This is a genomic window from uncultured Solobacterium sp. (assembly GCF_963517755.1).
In the GTDB taxonomy this organism is placed as follows: domain Bacteria; phylum Bacillota_I; class Bacilli_A; order Erysipelotrichales; family Erysipelotrichaceae; genus Bulleidia.
This window is the reverse complement of the sequence record NZ_CAUQGG010000012.1, coordinates 17,519-38,576: the sequence shown is the minus strand read 5'-3', so window position 1 is coordinate 38,576 and position 21,058 is coordinate 17,519. Positions and strand designations below refer to the sequence as shown.

Here is a 21,058-nt window from a genome sequence, read left to right as displayed (position 1 = left end):
CACTTCAAAATGACAGGCTTTTATTATGGCGGAGAAGAAGGGATTTGAACCCCCGCACGCTTTCACGTCTAGCGGTTTTCGAAACCGCCCCCTTCAGCCTCTTGGGTACTTCTCCAGCGCTGAACAATTATATCATAGAAATAGGATGTAGGTTTAAGGAAGTGAAAGACAAGCAAAGAATTTAGAAAATACACTTTATGAAAATATTTTCATAAAAGAAAAAATACTAGGAAATATTTTCAAAATCATTTACAAACTATTGACATCATTTTAGGATTTGCGTAATATTACTGGTATATTAAGAGAGGGAGTTCTCTTAAATTAGGAGGAAGAGGAATTTATGAAAAAAGCACTATTGGGTTCTCTTGCCGCTGTTTTAGCTCTTGCAGGTTGCAATGGCAAAGGTGGACAGACAACTGCATCACAATCTGAAGACTTTAGATCCGTCTATTCTTTGGATATGCAGAGCTTAGACTACACAGTTTCCAACAAGGCGGTTGATAACGAAAATACAGCAAACTTTGTTGACGGCTTATTAGAAAATGATAAGTACGGTAACTATGTACCTGCTCTTGCTGAGTCTTATGAATCTAACGATGATAAGACAGAATGGACATTTAAGATTCGTAAGGGTGTTAAATGGGTAACAAATGAAGGCGAAGAATATGCTGAATTAAAGGCACAGGACTTCGTTACTGGTCTTCAACACTCAGCAGACTTCAAGTCTGGTACAAAATACTTAGTAGAAGGTCTTATTAAGAACTTCTCTGAATATGAAGCTGGTGAAGTACCATTTGATCAGGTTGGTGTAGAAGCTGTTGATGATTATACATTGAAGTATACTCTTGAAAAACCAGCATCTTATTTCTACTCTCTAACAACTTATGGTATTTTATTCCCAATCAATGAAGACTTCTTAAATTCTAAGGGTTCCGGATGTAAGTTAGGTTCCCCTGATTTAAATGCATGTGATTTCGGTATTGTTGATCCATCATCTATTCTTTACAATGGTGGTTACATCTTAACAAACAACACAGCTAAGTCTATCGTTGAATTCACAAAGAATCAGAACTACTGGGATGCAGAACACGTATATATCAATAAGGTAACTTATACATATGATGATGGCTCTGATGACCACTCAATCATGAATGGTTTTGAAGCTGGTACATATACATCTGCTTCTATCCGTGGTACATGGTCAACTGAAGAATTTGATAAGTACATGGATAAGTACAAGGATAACGTTTATATTCCTATGACAGATGGTGGTACATTCTCATTGGCATTCAACTATAACCGTCGTTCTTTCAACAATACAAACAAGACAACAGATGCTGAAAAGGAAAACACACATAAGGCTATCCTAAATAAGAACTTCCGTCTTGCTTTACAGGCTGCATTCGATAGAGTTGCATACTTGAAGCAAAGAGTTGGTGATGAAACAGCTGCTAAGGCTTCATTACGTAATGAATTAGTTCCTACAACATTCGTTCAAATTAAGGGCGAAGATTATGGTAAGACAGTTGCTAAGCTTGTTACAGAACAGACAGATGTATTTGGTAACTCATTAGACCTTTCTGAAGGACAGGATCCATACTACAATCCAGATAAGGCAAAGGAATTACTTGCTAAGGCTGCTTCTGAAGCTGGATTAACATTACCTGTTTCTCTAGACTTAGTAACACTTTCAACAATGTCATTTGCAGTTAACCAGGCTAACTCCTTAAAGAAGTCTGTAGAAGAAGCTACAAATGGACAAATCTTAATCAATGTAATGCCAATTGACAAGGATGCTTACTATGCAGCAACATACCTTGCAACTAGTGGTAATGAATCTGACTGGGATATCTCTACAGCAGTAGGTTGGAACCCAGACTACTTAGATCCAAGAAGTTACTTAAATATCTATAGTCCAGTAAATGGTGACCAGTTAACTTCAGTCGGCTTAAATGGAACATCTGATCCAGATAACTTCCAGGATTCTGATAAGGCTGTAATGGAAGCTGTTGGATTATTCGACTACCAGAAGTTATTAGAAGAAGCTGATGCAATTACTGATGACTTAGATGCTCGTTATGCAGCATATGCTAAGGCTGATGCTTGGATTATTGAAAATGCATTCGCTATTAGTGTACAGTGCACAGTTGTAGCAAATACAGTTACAAGAAGCGTTCCATTCGTAGGACCATACTCAATTGCCGGACAGGGTGGCAACAAGTTCAAGCTAAGACGTGTTCAAAAGGATATCGTTACAAGCAAGGATTACTACGCAGCTAAGGAAGCTTGGTTATCAGAACGCGCTAAGTCCGCTAGCAAATAAATCTTAGATTCTTTACAAAGTAAAGTTTCATAAACAATTTAAAAGACAGATATCATTGATTGATGAATCTGTCTTTTCTTTTTCTTGATAGATGGATGATATAGGGTATTTTTATACATATGTATAAATATTCATATTATTTGAAAATGAAAATTAATATGAAATTAATCATGAAAAAATTTATATTTTAGTGAAATACGTAGTCTTATATGGTATTATAACTACTATGAAAAGGTAGGGGTGAGTTATATGAAGCGTTACATTTTAGGCCGTGTAATCAGATCGTTCTTCTCGATTTTTGCGGTTGTTACAATCGCATTGGTTTTGGTCTATACGCTGACACCGCGCGACAATATCTTTACAACTGATACAACTTACCAAAAGTTGAAGAGCGCGGATGATAAAATCAAATACAAATACAACACCTGGGAAAGCCTAGGTTATCTCCGTTTTGAAGAACAGAAGGATCTATGTGCAAATACAAGTGATTATGATGCGTGTATGGTTACTGGTTCTGATTTATTGAAAGAACAGGTTAAGAAGTATGAGTCAGATGGATATACAATTCAAACATATTCAGATGGTAAATACTATGCCTATAAAGATTATTCTGTTCCGGAGCTAGTAATTAATTGGTTTGGCCGATTAATCGAAGTAGATCATCCATGGAGAATGTATGATGGTCATAACGAAAATATGGAAAGAAAAGTCTATATTGAAAATGACTATAATGGTTTACCTGCAATTAAGTGTGCGGGTTGTGAGCATAAGTATCTTGTATACATGGATGGAAGCTTCCCATTTATCCATCAAAATATTGTTGGATTAAATTTTGGTATTTCTTATCCAACTTTTAGTGGTGTTGATGTAACTACGGTTATCACACAGACACAGGGTAATGCAAAGAGCCAGGAAGTGACTTTCGAAACAGGAAAGACATCTTCTTCAGCTGTGAATTTGCATTCATGTACATATAAATATTCAGAATTGTTAGACAACATTGATAAGGGTAAGTTTAATGATAACTATGCAAACTGTACATCTAACTTACAAGATCCATCAATGGTAACTACATCTGCGATTCAAGGTTTAATTGCCTTATTGATCACTTATTTATTTGGCATTCCAGCTGGTATGGTGATGGCTGCGAATAAGGGTAAGTGGCAAGATAAGCTTGGTACAGTTTATATCAATATTATGAGTGCTGTTCCTTCACTTGCATTTATTTATTTCGTTAGATCGATTGGTATGACATTCGGCTTACCGGATAAGTTCCCGGTATATGGTGCACATGATGTTCGTTCCTATATTATGCCTATCTTAATTCTTGGTTTATTAAGTACAGGTGGACAGATGTTATGGATCAGACGTTACATGGTTGACCAATCAAGTTCTGACTATGTTAAGTTTGCACGTGCTAAGGGTCTTTCAAATAGTGAAATTTTCCGTACACATATTTTACGTAATGCAATTATTCCATTCGTAAATGGTTTCCCATCAGCTGTTATTATGACAATTTCTGGTGCGGTTATTACAGAAACTGTTTTCGCGATTCCTGGTATGGGTAAGATGTTGCCAGATAGTATTAAGGCATACAATAACCCAATGGTTATTGGTCTAACATTTATTTTCACTGCTGTTTCTATTTTTGCCTTGTTATTAGGTGACTTACTCGTTACAGTTGTTGACCCTCGTATTCAGTTACAGGCAAAAGGAGATTCGAGATAATGTCAGAAATCAGAGATGAAAGATTTACTTTTGTCGCATTAGACGACTTTGCATCAGAAAGACTGAATAGTCCTAAATATTCTTATTGGAAGAGTGTATTTAGAAAGTTCTTTAGTAGTAAGATTGCGATTTTCTTCTTGGTACTAACACTATTAACTTTATTCTTGTCTTATATTTTACCGTTTATTAGTGGATATGATCCAACTGTTCAAACACATATCAATGACTTCTCACGTCGCTTCGTTACACCAAATCTCCAATTCTGGTTTGGTACAAACCAAGTAGGTGATTCACTCTTTGATGTAGTTTGGGCAGGCGCTAAAACTTCATTAAGTCTTGCAATTATCGCTACATTTATTACAAATGTGATTGGTGTTATTGTAGGTGCGTTCTGGGGTTATTCACGTAAGATGGACGTTATCATGATTGAAGTTTACAACATCATTGCGAACGTTCCATTTACATTAGTAGTTATTATCTTATCCTATGTATTAGGACCTGGATTCTGGCAGTTGGTATTCTGCTTATGTATTACTTCTTGGTTAGGTATGGCCTATAGCATTCGTATTCAGGTTATGATGATTCGTGACCGTGAATACAACTTAGCTTCAAGATGCTTAGGTACACCTACAGCTAAGATTATTCAACATAACGTTTTACCATTTATGATTCCAATTATCGTAACATCTATTTCTAGAGATGTTCCAAGCTATATTTCCTATGAGGTATTCTTGTCTTACTTAGGAATTGGTTTAACTGAAAAAGAAGTTTCCTTGGGTAGACTTATTTCAAGTAACTCAGCATACATGACTTCCGCTCCATATTTATTCTGGATTCCAGTAGCTGTAGCGGCCGTTATCTCAATTTCACTCTATATCGTCGGACAGACTTTGGCAGATGCTTCTGATCCAAAGACACATATGTAAAGGAGGGTATCATGGCAGAAGAAACATTAGCTAAAAATCTAGATATCACCTTTGATAATACCGACAAAGAGGCAGTATTATCTGCTCGTGATATTATTGTTGAATTTACAGTTCGTGACCGTGTTTTAACTGCGATTCGTAATGTTTCATTAGATCTTTACGATGGTGAAACTCTCGCAATTGTAGGTGAATCTGGTTCTGGTAAATCTGTATTTACAAAAACATTTACAGGTATGTTAGAAAAGAATGGTAATATCCCACAGGGTAAGATCATTTTTGAAGGAAGAAATTTATTAGAAAATACTTCCGATAAAGACTGGGAAGAAATTCGTGGTAAGAAGATTGCGACAATCTTCCAAGATCCAATGACTTCCTTAAACCCAATTCGTACGATTGGTTCTCAGATTACTGAGGTTATTGTAAAACACCAAGGTGTTGATTTGATTGAAGCTCGTAAGATTGCGGTTGATTTAATGAAGCGTGTAGGTATCAATAACGCAGAGAACCGTTTTGATGAATATCCATTCATGTATTCTGGTGGTATGCGTCAGCGTATCGTTATTGCGATTGCACTAGCTTGCCGTCCTCGTATCTTGATTTGTGATGAGCCAACAACTGCGTTAGACGTTACAATTCAGGCACAGATTATCAAGTTGATCAAAGACTTGCAGGAAGAGTATCACTTTACAACTGTTTATATTACGCATGACCTTGGTGTTGTTGCGAATGTAGCAGATAAAGTTGCAGTTATGTATGCAGGTCAGATTGTTGAATATGGAACAGTAGAAGAAGTGTTCTATGATCCTAAGCATCCATACACATGGGCACTATTAAGTTCTATGCCTCAGTTAGGTATTAAGGGTCAAGACCTATATGCAATCACAGGCACTCCACCAAGTTTATTTGAGCAGGTTGTAGGTGACGCATTTGCGCCACGTAATCCTTATGCGATGAAGATTGACTTCGAGGAAGAACCTCCAATGTTTGCGGTAAGTAATACACATCTAGCTAAGACATGGTTATTAGACCCACGTGCGCCAAAGGTTGAAAAGCCTGAAGTAATTCGTGACTTACATGAAAGATTATTGAAGACATTAGGTGAAGGAGGCACATATCATGGATAACAACGAAAAAGAAGTACTAGTTGAAGTCAAAAACCTTGAAGTAACTTTCACCAATGGTAAGAATAAGTTTGTTGCTGTACATGATGCTAACTTCCAAGTATACAGAGGAGAAACATTCTCCCTTGTAGGTGAGTCTGGTTCAGGTAAGACAACAATTGCTCGTGCAATTAACCGTATTAATCCAATTAGTAATGGTGAAGTCTTGTTTGAAGGAAAGCGTATTTCTGGAAAGATTTCTCGTGAACTTGATAAAGAAGTTATTCGTAAGATTCAGATGGTTTTCCAAGATCCAGCTGCTTCTTTAAATGAACGTGCAACAGTTGATTATATCGTTTCTGAAGGTCTTGTTAACTTTAAGTTATATAAGGATGAAGCAGATCGCTATGACCAGGTTGTTTCAGCGTTAAATGAAGTAGGTCTTTTGGAAGAACATATGTCTCGTTATCCTCATGAGTTCTCTGGTGGACAGCGTCAACGTATTGGCATCGCTAGAGCGATTATCATGAAGCCTGACTTATTGATTGCGGATGAGCCTATTTCAGCGCTTGACGTATCGATTCGTGCTCAGGTATTAAACTTATTAAAGAGATTACAGAGAGAGCGTGGACTGACATGTATCTTCATTGCACATGACTTATCTGTTGTACGCTTTATCTCTGATCGTATTGCGGTTATTCACTTAGGTAGAATTGTGGAACTTGCAGAAACAAATGAATTGTTCCTCAATCCATTACACCCATATACTCAGTCATTATTAGGAGCAGTTCCTATTCCTGATCCACAGATTGAAAAGGCCAAGGTTGTTAAACCATATTCATTGGATAGCCATCATTATGATAAAGATAAACCAGCATTCCATGAAATTAAGCCTGGACACTTTGTATGGGCAAATGAAGCTGAATTAGCTGAATATCGCAAGAACATGAAGTAAAAACATTTTAAAAACGAATGAGTAATTACACTTGTAATGAAAATTCGTTTTATTTGTAGCAAGTTAATTGCGAATTGTAATTTAGCATGTTACCATATTTTAGCAAAGTTTAACTTTGCTTTTTTTATGGAGGGATATCAATGGTAAAAAAATTGACAGGATTAATATTGGCTTTGATTTTAGGAATGAGTAGTATCCTATCTTTTACGCTCAGCGTAAGTGCATTAGAGACTGGTAAGATTTGGCTAAATGATGATGACACTGTCACATATGCAACGATTAATGATGCAGTAGCAGCTGGTAATACAGGCGATACAATCCGAATTAGCGGTCTTTTTGATACTACAAACGCCGCATTTAGAGATGCAGTAGTGAATAATGATATGACTTTAGAAGTTGTTTCAGATACTACAATTCTCAATGACGATGATGACCAAAACGGAATTACAATTGCGAGTGGTTCACATATTAAAACTGTTAATGGTTCTACTTTAAATATGCAAGGTTTCAAGAAAGCTTTAGATTTACAAACTGGAGCTGAAATGAATGATGGAAATTATGTATTCAAAGATAATCAACATGTCACTTTAGATGGTAATGTAAAGGGTACATCAAGAGAATCTTTGGTAGTAGATATTACAGCATATAAATTTAACAAATTGTATACAGAGAATTTAAAATTGGAAAATGCAACACTCAAATTAACTACATCTACCATTAAGACATGGGATAGTCCACTTGGAGAGGGTGGAGAGCTTCCTCCAGACAGAGAAGTTTCAAATGGATATAGTTGGAACTTTAAAAATGTATCATTTGTAGGAACAGCATTAGAAGCAGCTACTCAGATATCTAACATGTTTGTGGATAATTCAGATATTTCGATTGATTATCAACGTGATGATGTAGCAATGGGGCAATCTTCTTTTAATTTAGCAGGAAGAGGAGTTCTACCTTCTGAAATTAGAAATTCTACTTTCACTTTACACAACGCATTATTTGGAATTGTAGTGCTTGATTCTAGTTTAAATATCGGAAATTCCAAAATTAATATTAATCTTTCAAGTGACGAAGAGTTTGCTCGAGATCATGGTAGTTTCGGATTATATTCTGAGAATGGACAAGTCAAGATTGATAATTCAGAACTAAACATTACAAGAGAGAATTCTTACCAGGGTGGAGTTGCTGTTTACGGTACAACATCTCTTCTGGAAATTGGAGAAAATACTGTAGTCAATACTCTTGCAACAAATGACCAAATTGCAGAAAGTATCTATGCGATTGATAATGTTGCGGCTATTGATGCAGAATCTTCATCATATGTTGTGACAGGTGGTTCATACCTTGTAAAGTATCATAAAGATACAACGGCTGAAGTAAGTACTACACCTACAAATGGTGCAGCAAATGGCAATGAAAAACTAACTTATTTCCAATTGGCAGATCCTTCTGTGACTGTATTATCTCCAGTCAACAGATATGGTCAACGTTATACATATGGAGTAGCAAATCCATCAAGTGATGGTAATAAATATGTATGGGTACCAAGTGCGAAGGTTACATTTAGCTTAGGTGATAATCCTAGTGCTACATTTGCGGATGGTACAAATGCAAATAAAGAAACATTAGCGATGCGTGGTCATACGATTGGTATGGCGGTTCGTGCAAATGATGAAGCGATACCAACATTTAATACTACTCCAATCAGTAATGATGCTAGTAAGCAATTCAAGGGATGGTTCTATAGGGATGCAACAGGCAATATTCTTCCATTTGACCCTAATACAACAGATGTACTAGAAACAATGAATGTATTTGCAATGTGGGAAGAAGTACCACAAGTAACTCCAACTCCAATACAACCATCACAACCAACTACATCAGTAACACCAAATACAAGTGATAACACAAACATTGGATATCAGATTGGTGTGTTACTAGTAAGTTTAAGTGCAGTAGTGATTTTGTTAAAAACACGTAATCTAGTTACAAAGTAATCTTCGTACATATTTGAAATAGAATTCATAGAAAAAGTAGATAACCATATCTGATTGTCCATTTAGGCAATCCCTGAAATGGTTATCTTTTTTAATCATTATTTTTGGTAGTTGAGATATTATGGGTTACAATGAATAAAACAGGAGGTTTGTTATGTTAAAAGTTTTTGGTAGTCCACTTTGTCCACATTGTGTTTCGTGCAAAGAATTTCTAGAAAAAAATAATGTCGCGTTTGAATATATCGATATTACTGGATCGATTCGTGCACTAAAGCAATTTCTAGCTTTACGTGATCATTCTGAAGCTTATGATGATGCGAAAAGAGAAGGATATATCGGTATCCCAACACTTGTGTTAGAAGATGGTTCGATTTGTTTTGACTATGAAGAGTGGTTAAAGGGAGAAGAAACTTCAAAAGTAGCAGTAGTAGAGTCTGGGCAGTCATGTAATATTGATGGAACTGGATGTTAAGGCAAGTAAAAACTTGTCTTTTTATTACGCTATAATAGTATCTACAGAGATGAATTTATGAGTGAAAGAAGAACATACATTGCGATTGATTTAAAGTCATTCTACGCATCTGTAGAGTGTCAGGATCGAAATTTAAATCCACTTACAACAAATCTAGTAGTAGCTGATACTTCACGTACGAATAAGACAATTTGTCTTGCGGTATCACCATCACTAAAAAAACTAGGTGTGTCGGGTAGACCTAGACTTTTTGAAGTGGAACAGAAGGTTAAGGAAATTAATCGTGAACGTCAAAGTAAGTTACATGGAAAACAATTTATAAAAGAGGAATGGAATCGGGATATATTAGAAAGTCATCCTGAATATAAAATGACATATATTATCGCGCAGCCTCGTATGGCGAAATATCTTGAATATAGTGCAAAGATTTATAATATTTACTTGCGTTATATTGCTGCTGAGGATATCCATGTATATTCGATTGATGAAGTGATGATGGATGTGACGGGATATTTGCGAACATATCATAAGACAGCAGAGGAACTAGCGAGAATGATGATATCAGCTGTCTATGAAGAGACAGGAATTACAGCAACTGCTGGCATTGGATCAAACTTATATCTTGCGAAAGTTGCGATGGATATCATCGCAAAACATCTTCCAGCAGATCAATATGGTGTTCGTATCGGTGAACTAGATGAAATCAAATATCGAAAGCTTTTGTGGGACCATCAACCATTAACTGATTTTTGGCGAGTGGGTAGAGGTTATGTCCGCAAGCTTGCACAACATGGGATGTATACCATGGGGGATATCGCAAGATGTTCGATTGGTAAGGAAAGCGAGTATTTAAATGAAGAATTGTTATATAAACTATTTGGAATAAATGCAGAATTACTGATTGATCATGCATGGGGATGTGAAACTTGCACCATGCATGCAATTAAGCATTATCAACCAAGCAATCATAGTTTTAGTTCAGGACAAGTATTGATGTCTGGATATACGTTTTCGAAAGCAAAACTGGTCGCAAAGGAAATGACAGAACAATTGATTTTGGATTTGGTTGCGAAGAAGATGACTACCAAACAAGTTGGTCTATACATTAGTTACGATGCGGAAAGTTTAAAGGATTGTGAAGTATCGATGGATATTCAAAAAGCACTAGACTGGTATGGAAGAGAGGTTCCAAAACCAACAAATGGCACTATGAATTTGTCACATCATACTTCATTCTCGAAAGAGATTATGGAAGCTGTAGAACGGCTATTTGATAAGATTGTTGATGCAAGATTGTTGGTGCGTAAGATAACAATCGCATTTATGAGTATCATCAGTGAGGAAGATGCTAAGAAGCGTATAGAAGCTACGCAACTAGATTTATTTACACCACCAACCGCGAAAGCAAAGATAACAAAAGTAGATGAAACAAAGGACCACCAACTACAACAAGCAATTTTATCTATCAAGCATAAATATGGGAAGAATAAACTATTAAAAGGGAGAGATTTAGAAGAAGGTGCTACAGCTGTAGAACGAAATAATCAGATTGGAGGTCATAAGGCATGAATAAAAAGTATGAAGATATGCTGTATCTAGAACCTCCAGTATCTAAGATACATCGTAAGATGTCGATTTCAGAAAGAGCAGCCCAGTTTATGCCGTTTGCGGCACTCACAGGCTATGAAGATTTAATTCGCGAATCCTCAAGAATGACACAACGACGTATTGAGTTATCGGAAACAGAAATAGAAGAATTAAAACATAAACTTGAATTTTTGCATGTTCATGAAAAAGAAAAACCATTGATTAAAGTTATGTATTTCTTGCAGGATTTAAAAAAGAATGGTGGTAGTTATCAAACGGTTGAAAAACAATTGCATCGTATTGATGATATTGAGAAAAAGGTTATTTTTAAGGACCGTACTACAATACAGTTTGATGATATTATTTCGGTTGAATATGAGGGATTTTAGATTGGCATAAAGTTGGCACAGGAATGTACCGACTTTTTTTCTATAAATAAGTGAGTAGGGAGGAACTCATATGAAGATAGAAAAGATCAAAAAACAAATTCAAAATTTGATTTTGCGTATCATGTCAGTATTCATGGTATTCACACTGATACCACACATGCATGTTCACGCAGGAAGTACAACAATCACTTGTAAAAATGTACCTGGTAGACAAGTGTATTATGTAGATGGGATTGTCTATGATACACCAGAGTCACATTTCTTACGGGCGGATGGAATACCCGCATACTGCATACAGCCTAAAATACCGGAAATCTATCACCCAATCGGTTACGTTGGTGAAGATCCAGGGTGGACGAAGATGTCCGAACTTGACCAAAATATCATACTTGCATATGCATTTTTTGGTTATGGGTTTGATGGAGAGAGGACAGACGAGCGATATTTAGCAGCACAAGATTTAATTTGGGAATATTTAGGTACGACAAATATTACACGTGCAACAATAGATACAACACAAAAGAAAAATGAAATTCGATCACTTGTAGAACAACTACGTACTATGCCAAATCTAAAGGTTATAGAGTATAACCACAACGTAAAGGAAGGCAGTTTCTTTACTGGGGAAATTGATGGAAATGTTCCTATTCGTGTTGTGAATACAAATGGAAATCTTGAAAACTTTGATGTAGTGATTGAAAATGGAACACTTGTAGATGTTAATGGTAATCCTGTTTCTGCCGTTGTGGGGAATGAATTTTATGTAAAAGTTACGATGGGACAACATGCTAAGATTCGCTTTATTAATAAACTTTTATCTCGCAATGATGAAGGTGGGGAAAATCAGATTATCTATCGTTCTTCGATTAATCAGGATGTTATCAAGGCAGGGAAATTACATGTAGATAGTGCAGAAATTAACTTACATGCAGTAGGGACAAGTCTAAACTTAATCAAGCACGACGCAGATACAAACCTTCAACAACCGCAAGGTGCAGCGGAATCTTTTGCACAGACTAGTTATGAACTCTTTGATGAAACAACACAAACGATAGTGGGTATGTTAAACGTTGGTGAAAGTGGTGTTTCTAATACAATTGACGGACTGTATTACTCGCATCAATATAGTGTAAAAGAAATCACGGCACCTAAGGGATATAAACTAGATACCGAAAAGAAAACTGTTTTATTTAATCAACTGCCTAGTGATACAAATCATATTTCACTTGATGTTATGGATGATGTAATTACAGGAAAGTTTCGTATTCATAAGTTATTCGTTAATAAACATCAGTCAGCTCTAGCAACAAATGAACAAGGTGCTACTTTTACAGCAATCTTACAGAAACATATTGAACGCTTTGGTAGCTTTGAAGAAGCTTATCAGCACTTATCAGAGTTTACACCAAAAGAATATGCAGTAATCACTACAGATGAAGACGGTATTGCCGAAACAGGTGAACTTGCATATGGGAAATACACAGTACGTCAAACATCCGCAAAGGATAGTGAGATTGCACTCTTAAATGAGGACTTTGTCTTTGAAGTATCTCGTGAAAATCAACCGGATGTAAAATATGAAATTAGTAATATTTCAAAGGAATATTATGTACGTCTTGTAAAGAAAGATGCTGAGACAAACGAAATCATTGATTTCCATTCTGCAGGTTTTAAAATCAAAGACGCAGCAGGAAATTATGTTGTTCAACGTGTTGGAGAACGTAGTTATGATACCTTCCAGACAAGCACAAATGAAGATAAGAAATACCCTGAAGGTACATTCTGTGTTATACAACAGGGTGGGACAATTACTACTCCACTTAAGTTAGCACCAGGTAGTTATACGATTGAAGAAGTTAGTAGCCCTGATGGATTTACAAGAGAGACACAGGAGATTCCTTTTATATTAAAGCAGGAGAATGTTGTAAATGTTGATGAGGATAATAACCAATACATTACAGTCGAAGTAAAAAATAATCGTATGTATGGACAGCTTGAACTACAGAAGCAGGTTGAAGAATATCAAAGTGACCGTAATTTAGTAACAGAAAAGAGTCTTGCTGGAATCATTTTTAGATTGGTTGCGGCAGAAGATATCATTGAACCAATCCATGGAAAAGTGATATTACCAAAAGGACAGACATATACAGAATTTATCACAGATGAAAATGGATATGCATTCGTTGAACATATTCCTTTAGGAAAGTATGTTGTACAAGAAATTCAGACACTGGATGGACTTGTATTAAATGAAACGACATACCCTGTTGAATTCAATGCAGAAGATGATGTGACATCTACAATTCATCGTAAACTTACAATTACAAATGAAATTACAAAGACAGATATCACAAAGACAATGATTACAGGTGGTCCAGAAACACCTGGTGCGAAATTACAAGTGATTGACGAAGAAAATACCGTGGTTGATGAATGGGTATCCGCGTATCAAGTAGTACATAAAATTGCAGGCTTAACTGCAGGGAAAAAATATACTCTACATGAGGAAATGACTGTGGATGGATACTATTATGCGGATGATATCACATTTACAGTGAATGAAGATGGCTCAATACTAGCAATAGAAATGATAGATAAGCCTGTTGAATATCTCATTGAGAAAGTAAATGAAGAAGGCAAAGCAGTTAGTGGTGTTCGTTTACAATTAAGGAATCTTTCAACTGGAGAACTGGTTCCGCTTCCTAATGATGGTATTACGACCGATGAAGGATTCCATCTAAATAACCTGCATGCAGGTCAGCAATACGAATTAGAAGAAGTGGAAATTATTAATGGTGTACACCGTGCATCAACAATCCAGTTTACAGTTCCAAAATATAATCCAACAACATCTGGTCCTATTAAGATTCAAATGATTGATCTAACAGTTGATATTTCACTTAAAAAAGTAGATGAAGATGGCAAAACAGTTGTGGGATCTACCCTTGAAATTTATGAAGCAACACAAAATGAAAATCAGGAATATATACCTGTATTAGATGAGAATCAAAATCCAAAACTGGTTTATCGCTTTACTACAACGGATGAAGATGTTTATGACATTGGACAGTATGTAAAAGGAGGTAATACCTATATCCTACATGAAGTAGAGGCACCATTTGGATATGAACTGATGGATCAAGATATTGTATTTACCGCAACAGGTACAAAGGAAAAACCGCAGCTCATTCAAGCGGTTGATCGTAAGAAGAAAATATATGTTCGCGTAAAGAAGGTGGATGCAGAAGATCACGATACAGTACTTGAGAATACAGAATTTACGATCTTCCATTCTGATAGCACAATCGCAAAGGACATCTATGGAAGAACTACGGTTGGCCTAACGGATGAGCATGGATTCGTGGACTTTGCGGTACCATATGCTGCAGAAGGATTGTATGTTATGGAAACTGAAGCTCCAAAGGGATATGAAATCTCTGTTGAAAAGTATGAAATTAAACACCTTTCTAACCTAAACTTCAATCCTGATAAACCCGTAGAATTAACGGTTGCGGATGAAAAAGAAAAAGATATTCCAACAGGTGTAGGGATTTCCTTTGGTGTATGGTTCTGTATTGTTGGTGGAATTATTGGCATTGCATGGACTTTTTTCTCAACAAGACGTAGATAAGATAGATGATAGTAAAGATTAAACTCTCTTTGTGTTTACTGCTCGTGATATTCGGTACATGTATCTATGCAAGAAAATGGAAATTATTGGAGGATGAACAAGAAAAGATTTTAAACCTTACAGAGAAACTTCAGCTTCAAAATAAAAAAGATGAAATTCAATTTAACACGCATGCATGGAATAACCTGAAGAAACAGAATCCAGATTTTTGGGCATGGATTTATTGGCAAGGGGGTATCGTATCACAACCGATAGTGATTGATGCAGGTGGCAAAGAATATCTTTACCAGAATTTTGATGGACAACCATCTATGTGTGGTACACCAATGATCTTTGAAACAAAATCAAAAAATAAAATTATTTACGGACATCATGTGGGTTATGGTGCTGAAAATTCTGTGTTTACGAAACTATCTAAATTAACGGATAAGAAATTATTTTACGAATACCAAACTTTTTACTTGTGCATGCAAGATAAAGTAGAGGAATATAGAGTATTTTTGATTACAGTAAAAAACAAAGAATTAGATTGGAATTATCAGCAGAAGGATTTTACTTCTGCTGATAAGTTCTATGAATGGATAGCAGATGCGAAAAAAGTCGCACTTATCTACGATACAGATTTAAAGCCAAAATTTAACGATGACTTTGTGACTATACAGACTTGTCTAGATGCATATTCTTCAAAAAGAGTTATCTTACTAGCAGTAAAGACTAGGGAATATACAATGGAAAATGATTCATTTTAAAGCAAAAATTTTAATACGTAGATGGTATAATGCTAGTAATAGTGAGGTGCTATATGAAGATAATCTTAGACAAAAGTTTGGAAGCTCTTGGCGTAAAACATGTTGTAATTGGTATCGCTAAGAACGTTGATCCAAACTCAGAATTAACACCAGCATTTTTACAAAAACAAAAAGAGGTGGAAGACTGGGCGCTACAGTGTAATATTGATGAGGTACTCCAACACCCATTCATTCAGGGCTACATTGAACTAATGCAGAAGGCTGGAAGAAGTATCAAGAAGAATCCACCAACCATCCCGGCATTTATTCGCAATATTCAGCACCGTGGCTCTATGCCTCATGTCAACAGTATCGTTGATATTTATAATGTGGAGACATTGAAGTCTTTTCTGGCAATCGGTGGTCATGATCTAGATAAGATTCAAGAACCGCTTTTGTTTACTGTTAGTCAAAAAGAGGATACATTCTTACCGATTTGTTCAACCCCAAAGCATGTTGCAGAGACAGATTATCTCTATCGTGATAGTCAAGGTATCTTAGCTTGGATGGGTGTTCGAGATGGTGAAAACTATAAGTTTGATGATACAACAAAGAATGCTATCTTCATTATTCAAGGAAATGGCAATACACCAATTGAAGATAGGGTAGAAGCACTACATCGTATCGAACATGATTTAAGGGAATGCATGCCAGCGTTAGAGTTTGAGATAATTATTGTAGATGCGGAATAGATTCTGATATAAAAAATTTGTAAAATTCAAAGGATGAAATGAATTGAAATTCTTGGCATAAGACTATACAGTTATTATGCTAAGGGGGTAAAGAGATGTCTGAAGAAATACTAAAAGAAAATATGAATGAAGAAAGACTGCGTCATATGATTGAAGATAGTGAGGCTGCAGAACTTTCTGAATATATTAAAGAAAATAATCCAATTGATGTGGCGCAAGCTGCTGAATATCTTGATGATGAAGAACTATGGAAAATGTGTAGTATTTTATCTTCAGAGGATATTGCCTCCGTGTTAGAACAAGCAGATGATGATCTTCGAGTTCGCTTTACATATGCACTCTCTAATAATGAACTTCTTGAAATCTTTAGCAGTATGGCACAGGATGATATCGCCGATATTATTGGAGATTTAACAATTGGTAGACGTAAAACAATTGTAAATCTGATGAAGGATAACGACCGTACAGAAATTACAAATCTGTTGGAATATCCTGCAGATACGGCTGGTGGTATTATGACGACCGCCTACATCGCAATTAGGGAAGATTTGAAAGTCATAGAAGGACTAGAGAAGATCCGTGAGATTGGTCCTAAGATAGAAGTTATTGAAACAATTTTTGTTGTTAACGCAAGAGGGCAGTTGATTGGTACTGCAGATTTACGTGATATCTTATCTTCTGATAAAAATATATTGATGGCTGATATCACAAAGGAAAACTTCATTAGTGTAGGACCAGAGATGGATCAGGAAGAAGTTGCGAAACTTGTATCTAAGTACGACTTAAAAGCGATTCCAGTTGTAAATCAACGCATGGCAATCCTTGGTATCGTTACTGTCGATGATATTATCGATGTTATCGTCGAAGAGTATAACGAAGATATCTTAGAAATGGGTGGTGTATCCAAGGAAGAAAGTTTAGATACAACACTACTACAATCCATCAAGTTACGTTTACCTTGGCTATTAATTAACTTAATTACAGCGTTCATGGCCTCCTTTACCGTAAAAGTATTTGAAGGTACCATTGCTCAGGTTGTAGCGCTGAGTTCTATTATGACAATTATTTCTGGTATGGGTGGCAATGCTGGTTCTCAAACGCAGTCAATCCTAGTTCGTCAGATTGCGACAGACAAAGTTGATTTCAGAAGAGATTGGAAATCCTTTGTAAAGGAAATTTTCCTTGGAGTTATTAATGGTACAGTGAATGGTCTGATTACAGCAATTATTGTAATGATTCTTTACCGTAACGTATTTCTGGGTGTCATTACAGTGATTGCGATGATTGGAAATCTAGTGGTAGCTGGCATCTTTGGATTCTTAGTTCCTGTTATCTTGGATAAGTTTGGTGCAGATCCAGCGGTATCTTCTTCCATCTTTGTAACAACTGCGACAGATGTATTGGGATTCTTTATCTTCCTAGGACTCGCAAATATATTCTTGCCAATGTTAATTTAAATAAAAACTGGGTTGGTCTAGTGAAGATCAATCCAGTTTTGTTGATAGGATACAACGAGAAATATTTGTATCATACATGAATGTTTTTAGCGTTTCTACATCAGAGACTGTCTCATCAATTTGATCGAAGTAATGAGCAATCTTTTCGATATAGGATTGATAGTATGGATTAACTTCCAACTCTTTATTACGTGCTAGAGCTTCAAAGTATAAGAAGATTAATGTCCAAATGACCTCAAGACAAGAATCTTCAATCCAGAAGTCTGCTTTTTCTTTTGGTAGATAACATTGTTCTAATAGTTCTGTAATCAGTGGTAGGCCATCTTGTGATGATTGCCAAATATCTGTATAGATATAATCAAAGTTTGAAAGATAATCTTGATTGAAGTAATCAAATGCATCACCCTCAATGAGATGAATTGGCTTTGTTGTTTCGAATTGAGGGAGAATAAAATTTCTAAACATTGCGATAACTTCTTTTGAGCGTTCGATGACAGTGACTTCTTCTACATTTGGATTTTGAATTGCCATGTATAGGAAATAACCGATGCCTAAACCAAAGGTAAGTACTTTGCCATGTGCTCTTTGTGCAGGAATATCATTGGTGTTGGCTTCGCTAGGTGCATCAAACATCCAGTCCATATCATCTTGGTATAGATAGAGAGCATCAAAATTACGGTCCATTGCGCGTAATTTCATCCAATCATTTAATTCTCGATTTGGATCTTTTTGGATTACATCAGAATTAAATAATTCGAAGCCTGCGATCTTTCCTCTTTCGAAAGTAAAATGCGAATCTTTAATCCAATCTAAATGAATATTTTTATGGTATGGATTATTCTCCCACTCATCAACAGATAGGAAAAGAGAAGGGCAGTTATTGGAGTCTTGAAATTCTGGGATACCAGCATCTGCAAGCATTTTAATGACTTTCTTCTCATTTTTCTTTGTGATGTGCATTCCTACAAAATCATTTTTTGTATCATTAGCGATATTTGCATGACAGCGATTAAGGAATTGATTGATCTTATCGTTTAAAGTAATTTTCATGATTCAATCTTACATGAAAGTACATAATTTTTAAATGCAAGAATACTTTGATTTTCATCTGTTTCTGTTATAATTCACTTACTTGTTTGGAGGAGTTTATGGTACTTGCATTAGTATTGTTTGTTGTCATGTATATATTCTTATTGGCACTTCCTGAAAAACGTCCATATGTTGCATTAATTGCGGCTGGGGTATTTATTCTATTAGGAATCTTGCCGTTAGGAAATGTCATCAAAGCTGTGGATTGGAATATTATTCTAATGTTGGCTGGTACGATGATGGTCGTGCAGTTATTTATTGAAAGTCAGATGCCGGCATTAATGGCTGAAGGATTATTAAAAGCCGTTCCAAATATTCAGTGGGCAGTAGTTGTACTGAGTATTTTTGCAGGAGTTATTTCTGCGTTTGTAGATAATGTAGCGACAGTATTGATGGTCGCACCTGTTGGACTTGCGGTATCAAAGAAATTAAAAACAAACCCTATTCCGGTGTTGATTGCAATTGCAGTTTCAAGTAATTTACAGGGTGCTGCGACACTGGTGGGGGATACGACAAGTATTCTTCTAGGTGGTTATGCGAACATGAGCTTTAATGATTTCTTTGTATTCATGGGTAAGCCGGGTATCGCGTTATCGGTAGAAGTTGGTGCTGCAATGACAATTCCAGTATTATTATTCTTGTTTAGAAAATCAAAAGATCCAGTACATGAGGAAATTACTACGAAAGTAACGGACTTTGTGCCTTCGTTATTGATGATTGGTGTGATTATGACATTGATTATCGCTTCTCAGTTTGAAAATAAACCACAACTTACAAATGGTTTTATCTGTATGGGATATGCAGTGATCGGAATTATCTACAGAGCAATCCGTGAGAAGTCAACTGATGTTGTAAAGCGTGCAATTCAAGCAATTGATTTTAATACACTACTTCTATTGATCGGATTATTCGTGGTTATTTCGGGTATAACAGAGGCTGGTGTGATTGATGCGATAGCCGAACTCTTTGTAAGACTGGGTGGTAGCTCTGTGTTTGTGATGTACACGATGATTGTTTTTGTCTCGGTAATCATCTCTGCCTTTGTGGATAATATCCCATATGTTGCGACAATGTTACCGGTGGTGCAGGGCATTGCAAACTCAATGGGTGTAGAACCATATGTTCTATACTTTGGATTATTAATTGGTGCAACACTTGGTGGTAACTTAACGCCGGTTGGTGCGAGCGCAAACATTGCGGCAATTGGTATTTTGAATAAAGAAGGATATAAAGTTTCTTCCAAAGACTTCTTCCGTATTGGTATTCCATTTACATTAATTGCAGTATTTTCTGGTTACATCATAACTTGGCTAATCTGGGGATAAATCGATAAAAGAGACTTCTTCTGTGGGAGAAGTCTCTTTTGTAAAATTATTTTATTTTTACCTTGCCAAACAGATATTTTCTTGCTATATTTATATAGCACTAATTTTAATGTGTATTGCGCCGATAGCTCAACTGGATAGAGCATTTGACTACGAATCAAAAGGTTGCGGGTTCGACTCCTGCTCGGCGCGCCATTCGGGATGTAGCACAGCTTGGTAGTGTACTTGATTTGGGATCAAGGGGTCGCAGGTTCGAATCCTGTCATCCCGACCATGATGGCGAGGTAGCTTAGTTGGCTAGAGCAATCGGTTCATACCCGGTAGGTCGTGAGTTCGAGTCTCACCCTCGCTACCATTACTATTTAAGAACGAGATGTAACATGCATCTTGCAAGAAACATCTCGGACCCTTAGCTCAGTTGGTCAGAGCTGTCGGCTCATAACCGACTGGTCGAAGGTTCGAGTCCTTCAGGGTCCACTAAAACGGAGGAATACCCAAGTGGTTGAAGGGTCCGGTCTTGAAAACCGGTAGGTCGAGAAATCGGCGCCTGGGTTCGAATCCCAGTTCCTCCGCCATTTAAATTATGTTCTTCGGAACAACAC

15 protein-coding genes and 6 tRNA genes are annotated in these 21,058 nt (G+C 36.4%); 19 read left to right on the top strand and 2 right to left on the bottom strand.

The genetic code is table 11. The features are described from left to right. Positions 1 to 26: 26 nt before the first annotated feature. Positions 27 to 115: transfer RNA gene (locus RWM19_RS07415), tRNA-Ser, on the bottom strand. Between the two features lie 225 nt (positions 116 to 340). Between RWM19_RS07415 and RWM19_RS07410 the strand changes: the two genes are divergently transcribed. The 13 genes from RWM19_RS07410 to mgtE all read left to right on the top strand — a co-directional run bounded on the left by RWM19_RS07410 (position 341) and on the right by mgtE (position 18,042). Next, entirely contained in the window at positions 341 to 2,323 is a 1,983-nt protein-coding gene (locus tag RWM19_RS07410) for a peptide ABC transporter substrate-binding protein (RefSeq protein ID WP_294023725.1), read from the top strand. A gap of 249 nt (positions 2,324 to 2,572) precedes the next feature. Then, positions 2,573 to 4,051 (top strand): ABC transporter permease, encoded by a 1,479-nt coding sequence (locus RWM19_RS07405; RefSeq protein WP_313985479.1) that lies wholly within the window; start codon positions 2,573 to 2,575, stop codon positions 4,049 to 4,051. After that, positions 4,051 to 4,977, top strand: coding sequence for an oligopeptide ABC transporter permease OppC (oppC, locus tag RWM19_RS07400; RefSeq protein WP_313985477.1), 927 nt, complete (start codon positions 4,051 to 4,053; stop codon positions 4,975 to 4,977). The genes RWM19_RS07405 and oppC overlap by 1 nt, the downstream gene beginning before the upstream one ends. A gap of 11 nt (positions 4,978 to 4,988) precedes the next feature. Further along, positions 4,989 to 6,101, top strand: coding sequence for an ABC transporter ATP-binding protein (locus RWM19_RS07395; protein ID WP_294021891.1), 1,113 nt, complete (start codon positions 4,989 to 4,991; stop codon positions 6,099 to 6,101). Continuing rightward, positions 6,094 to 7,032, top strand: a complete 939-nt coding sequence (locus tag RWM19_RS07390; RefSeq protein WP_294023719.1) for an ATP-binding cassette domain-containing protein — start codon at positions 6,094 to 6,096, stop codon at positions 7,030 to 7,032. The genes RWM19_RS07395 and RWM19_RS07390 overlap by 8 nt, the downstream gene beginning before the upstream one ends. Positions 7,033 to 7,172: 140 nt before the next feature. Further along, positions 7,173 to 9,026: a hypothetical protein gene (locus RWM19_RS07385; RefSeq protein WP_313985473.1), complete on the top strand. Its 1,854-nt coding sequence runs from the start codon at positions 7,173 to 7,175 to the stop codon at positions 9,024 to 9,026. 154 nt (positions 9,027 to 9,180) lie between these two features. Then, complete coding sequence (locus tag RWM19_RS07380) at positions 9,181 to 9,498, top strand: glutaredoxin domain-containing protein (protein ID WP_294023715.1); 318 nt, start codon at positions 9,181 to 9,183, stop codon at positions 9,496 to 9,498. 57 nt (positions 9,499 to 9,555) lie between these two features. Next, entirely contained in the window at positions 9,556 to 11,067 is a 1,512-nt protein-coding gene (locus tag RWM19_RS07375; protein ID WP_313985470.1) for a DNA methylase, read from the top strand. Beyond that, on the top strand, positions 11,064 to 11,474 hold the full coding sequence (locus tag RWM19_RS07370; RefSeq protein ID WP_294023559.1) for a hypothetical protein: 411 nt from the start codon (positions 11,064 to 11,066) through the stop codon (positions 11,472 to 11,474). The genes RWM19_RS07375 and RWM19_RS07370 overlap by 4 nt, the downstream gene beginning before the upstream one ends. A 70-nt stretch (positions 11,475 to 11,544) precedes the next feature. Beyond that, positions 11,545 to 15,105: a SpaA isopeptide-forming pilin-related protein gene (locus RWM19_RS07365; protein ID WP_313985467.1), complete on the top strand. Its 3,561-nt coding sequence runs from the start codon at positions 11,545 to 11,547 to the stop codon at positions 15,103 to 15,105. Between the two features lie 5 nt (positions 15,106 to 15,110). Continuing rightward, the gene (locus tag RWM19_RS07360) at positions 15,111 to 15,854 is read left to right on the top strand and encodes a class B sortase (RefSeq protein ID WP_313985465.1); all 744 of its coding nucleotides are present in this window, start codon (positions 15,111 to 15,113) and stop codon (positions 15,852 to 15,854) included. Between the two features lie 53 nt (positions 15,855 to 15,907). Then, on the top strand, positions 15,908 to 16,585 hold the full coding sequence (locus RWM19_RS07355; RefSeq protein ID WP_313985463.1) for a phenylalanine--tRNA ligase beta subunit-related protein: 678 nt from the start codon (positions 15,908 to 15,910) through the stop codon (positions 16,583 to 16,585). 95 nt (positions 16,586 to 16,680) lie between these two features. Beyond that, positions 16,681 to 18,042 carry a magnesium transporter gene (mgtE, locus tag RWM19_RS07350; protein ID WP_313985461.1) on the top strand — a complete coding sequence of 454 codons (1,362 nt, stop codon included), beginning with the start codon at positions 16,681 to 16,683 and terminating at the stop codon, positions 18,040 to 18,042. A 27-nt stretch (positions 18,043 to 18,069) separates the two neighbouring features. Here mgtE and RWM19_RS07345 read toward each other — a convergent pair whose 3' ends face one another. Beyond that, on the bottom strand, positions 18,070 to 19,092 hold the full coding sequence (locus RWM19_RS07345; protein ID WP_313985459.1) for a hypothetical protein: 1,023 nt from the start codon (positions 19,090 to 19,092) through the stop codon (positions 18,070 to 18,072). Positions 19,093 to 19,190: 98 nt separating this feature from the next. Here RWM19_RS07345 and RWM19_RS07340 point away from each other — a divergent pair, with 98 nt between their 5' ends. The 6 genes from RWM19_RS07340 to RWM19_RS07315 all read left to right on the top strand — a co-directional run bounded on the left by RWM19_RS07340 (position 19,191) and on the right by RWM19_RS07315 (position 21,031). Further along, on the top strand, positions 19,191 to 20,456 hold the full coding sequence (locus RWM19_RS07340; protein ID WP_313985457.1) for an SLC13 family permease: 1,266 nt from the start codon (positions 19,191 to 19,193) through the stop codon (positions 20,454 to 20,456). Between the two features lie 118 nt (positions 20,457 to 20,574). After that, positions 20,575 to 20,651, top strand: a tRNA-Arg gene (locus RWM19_RS07335). Positions 20,652 to 20,653: 2 nt separating this feature from the next. Beyond that, a tRNA-Pro gene (locus RWM19_RS07330) sits at positions 20,654 to 20,730 on the top strand. Positions 20,731 to 20,734: 4 nt separating this feature from the next. After that, positions 20,735 to 20,811: transfer RNA gene (locus tag RWM19_RS07325), tRNA-Met, on the top strand. Between the two features lie 48 nt (positions 20,812 to 20,859). After that, positions 20,860 to 20,933 (top strand) — tRNA-Ile (locus RWM19_RS07320). Between the two features lie 7 nt (positions 20,934 to 20,940). Then, positions 20,941 to 21,031, top strand: a tRNA-Ser gene (locus tag RWM19_RS07315). The last annotated feature ends 27 nt before the right edge of the window (positions 21,032 to 21,058 follow it).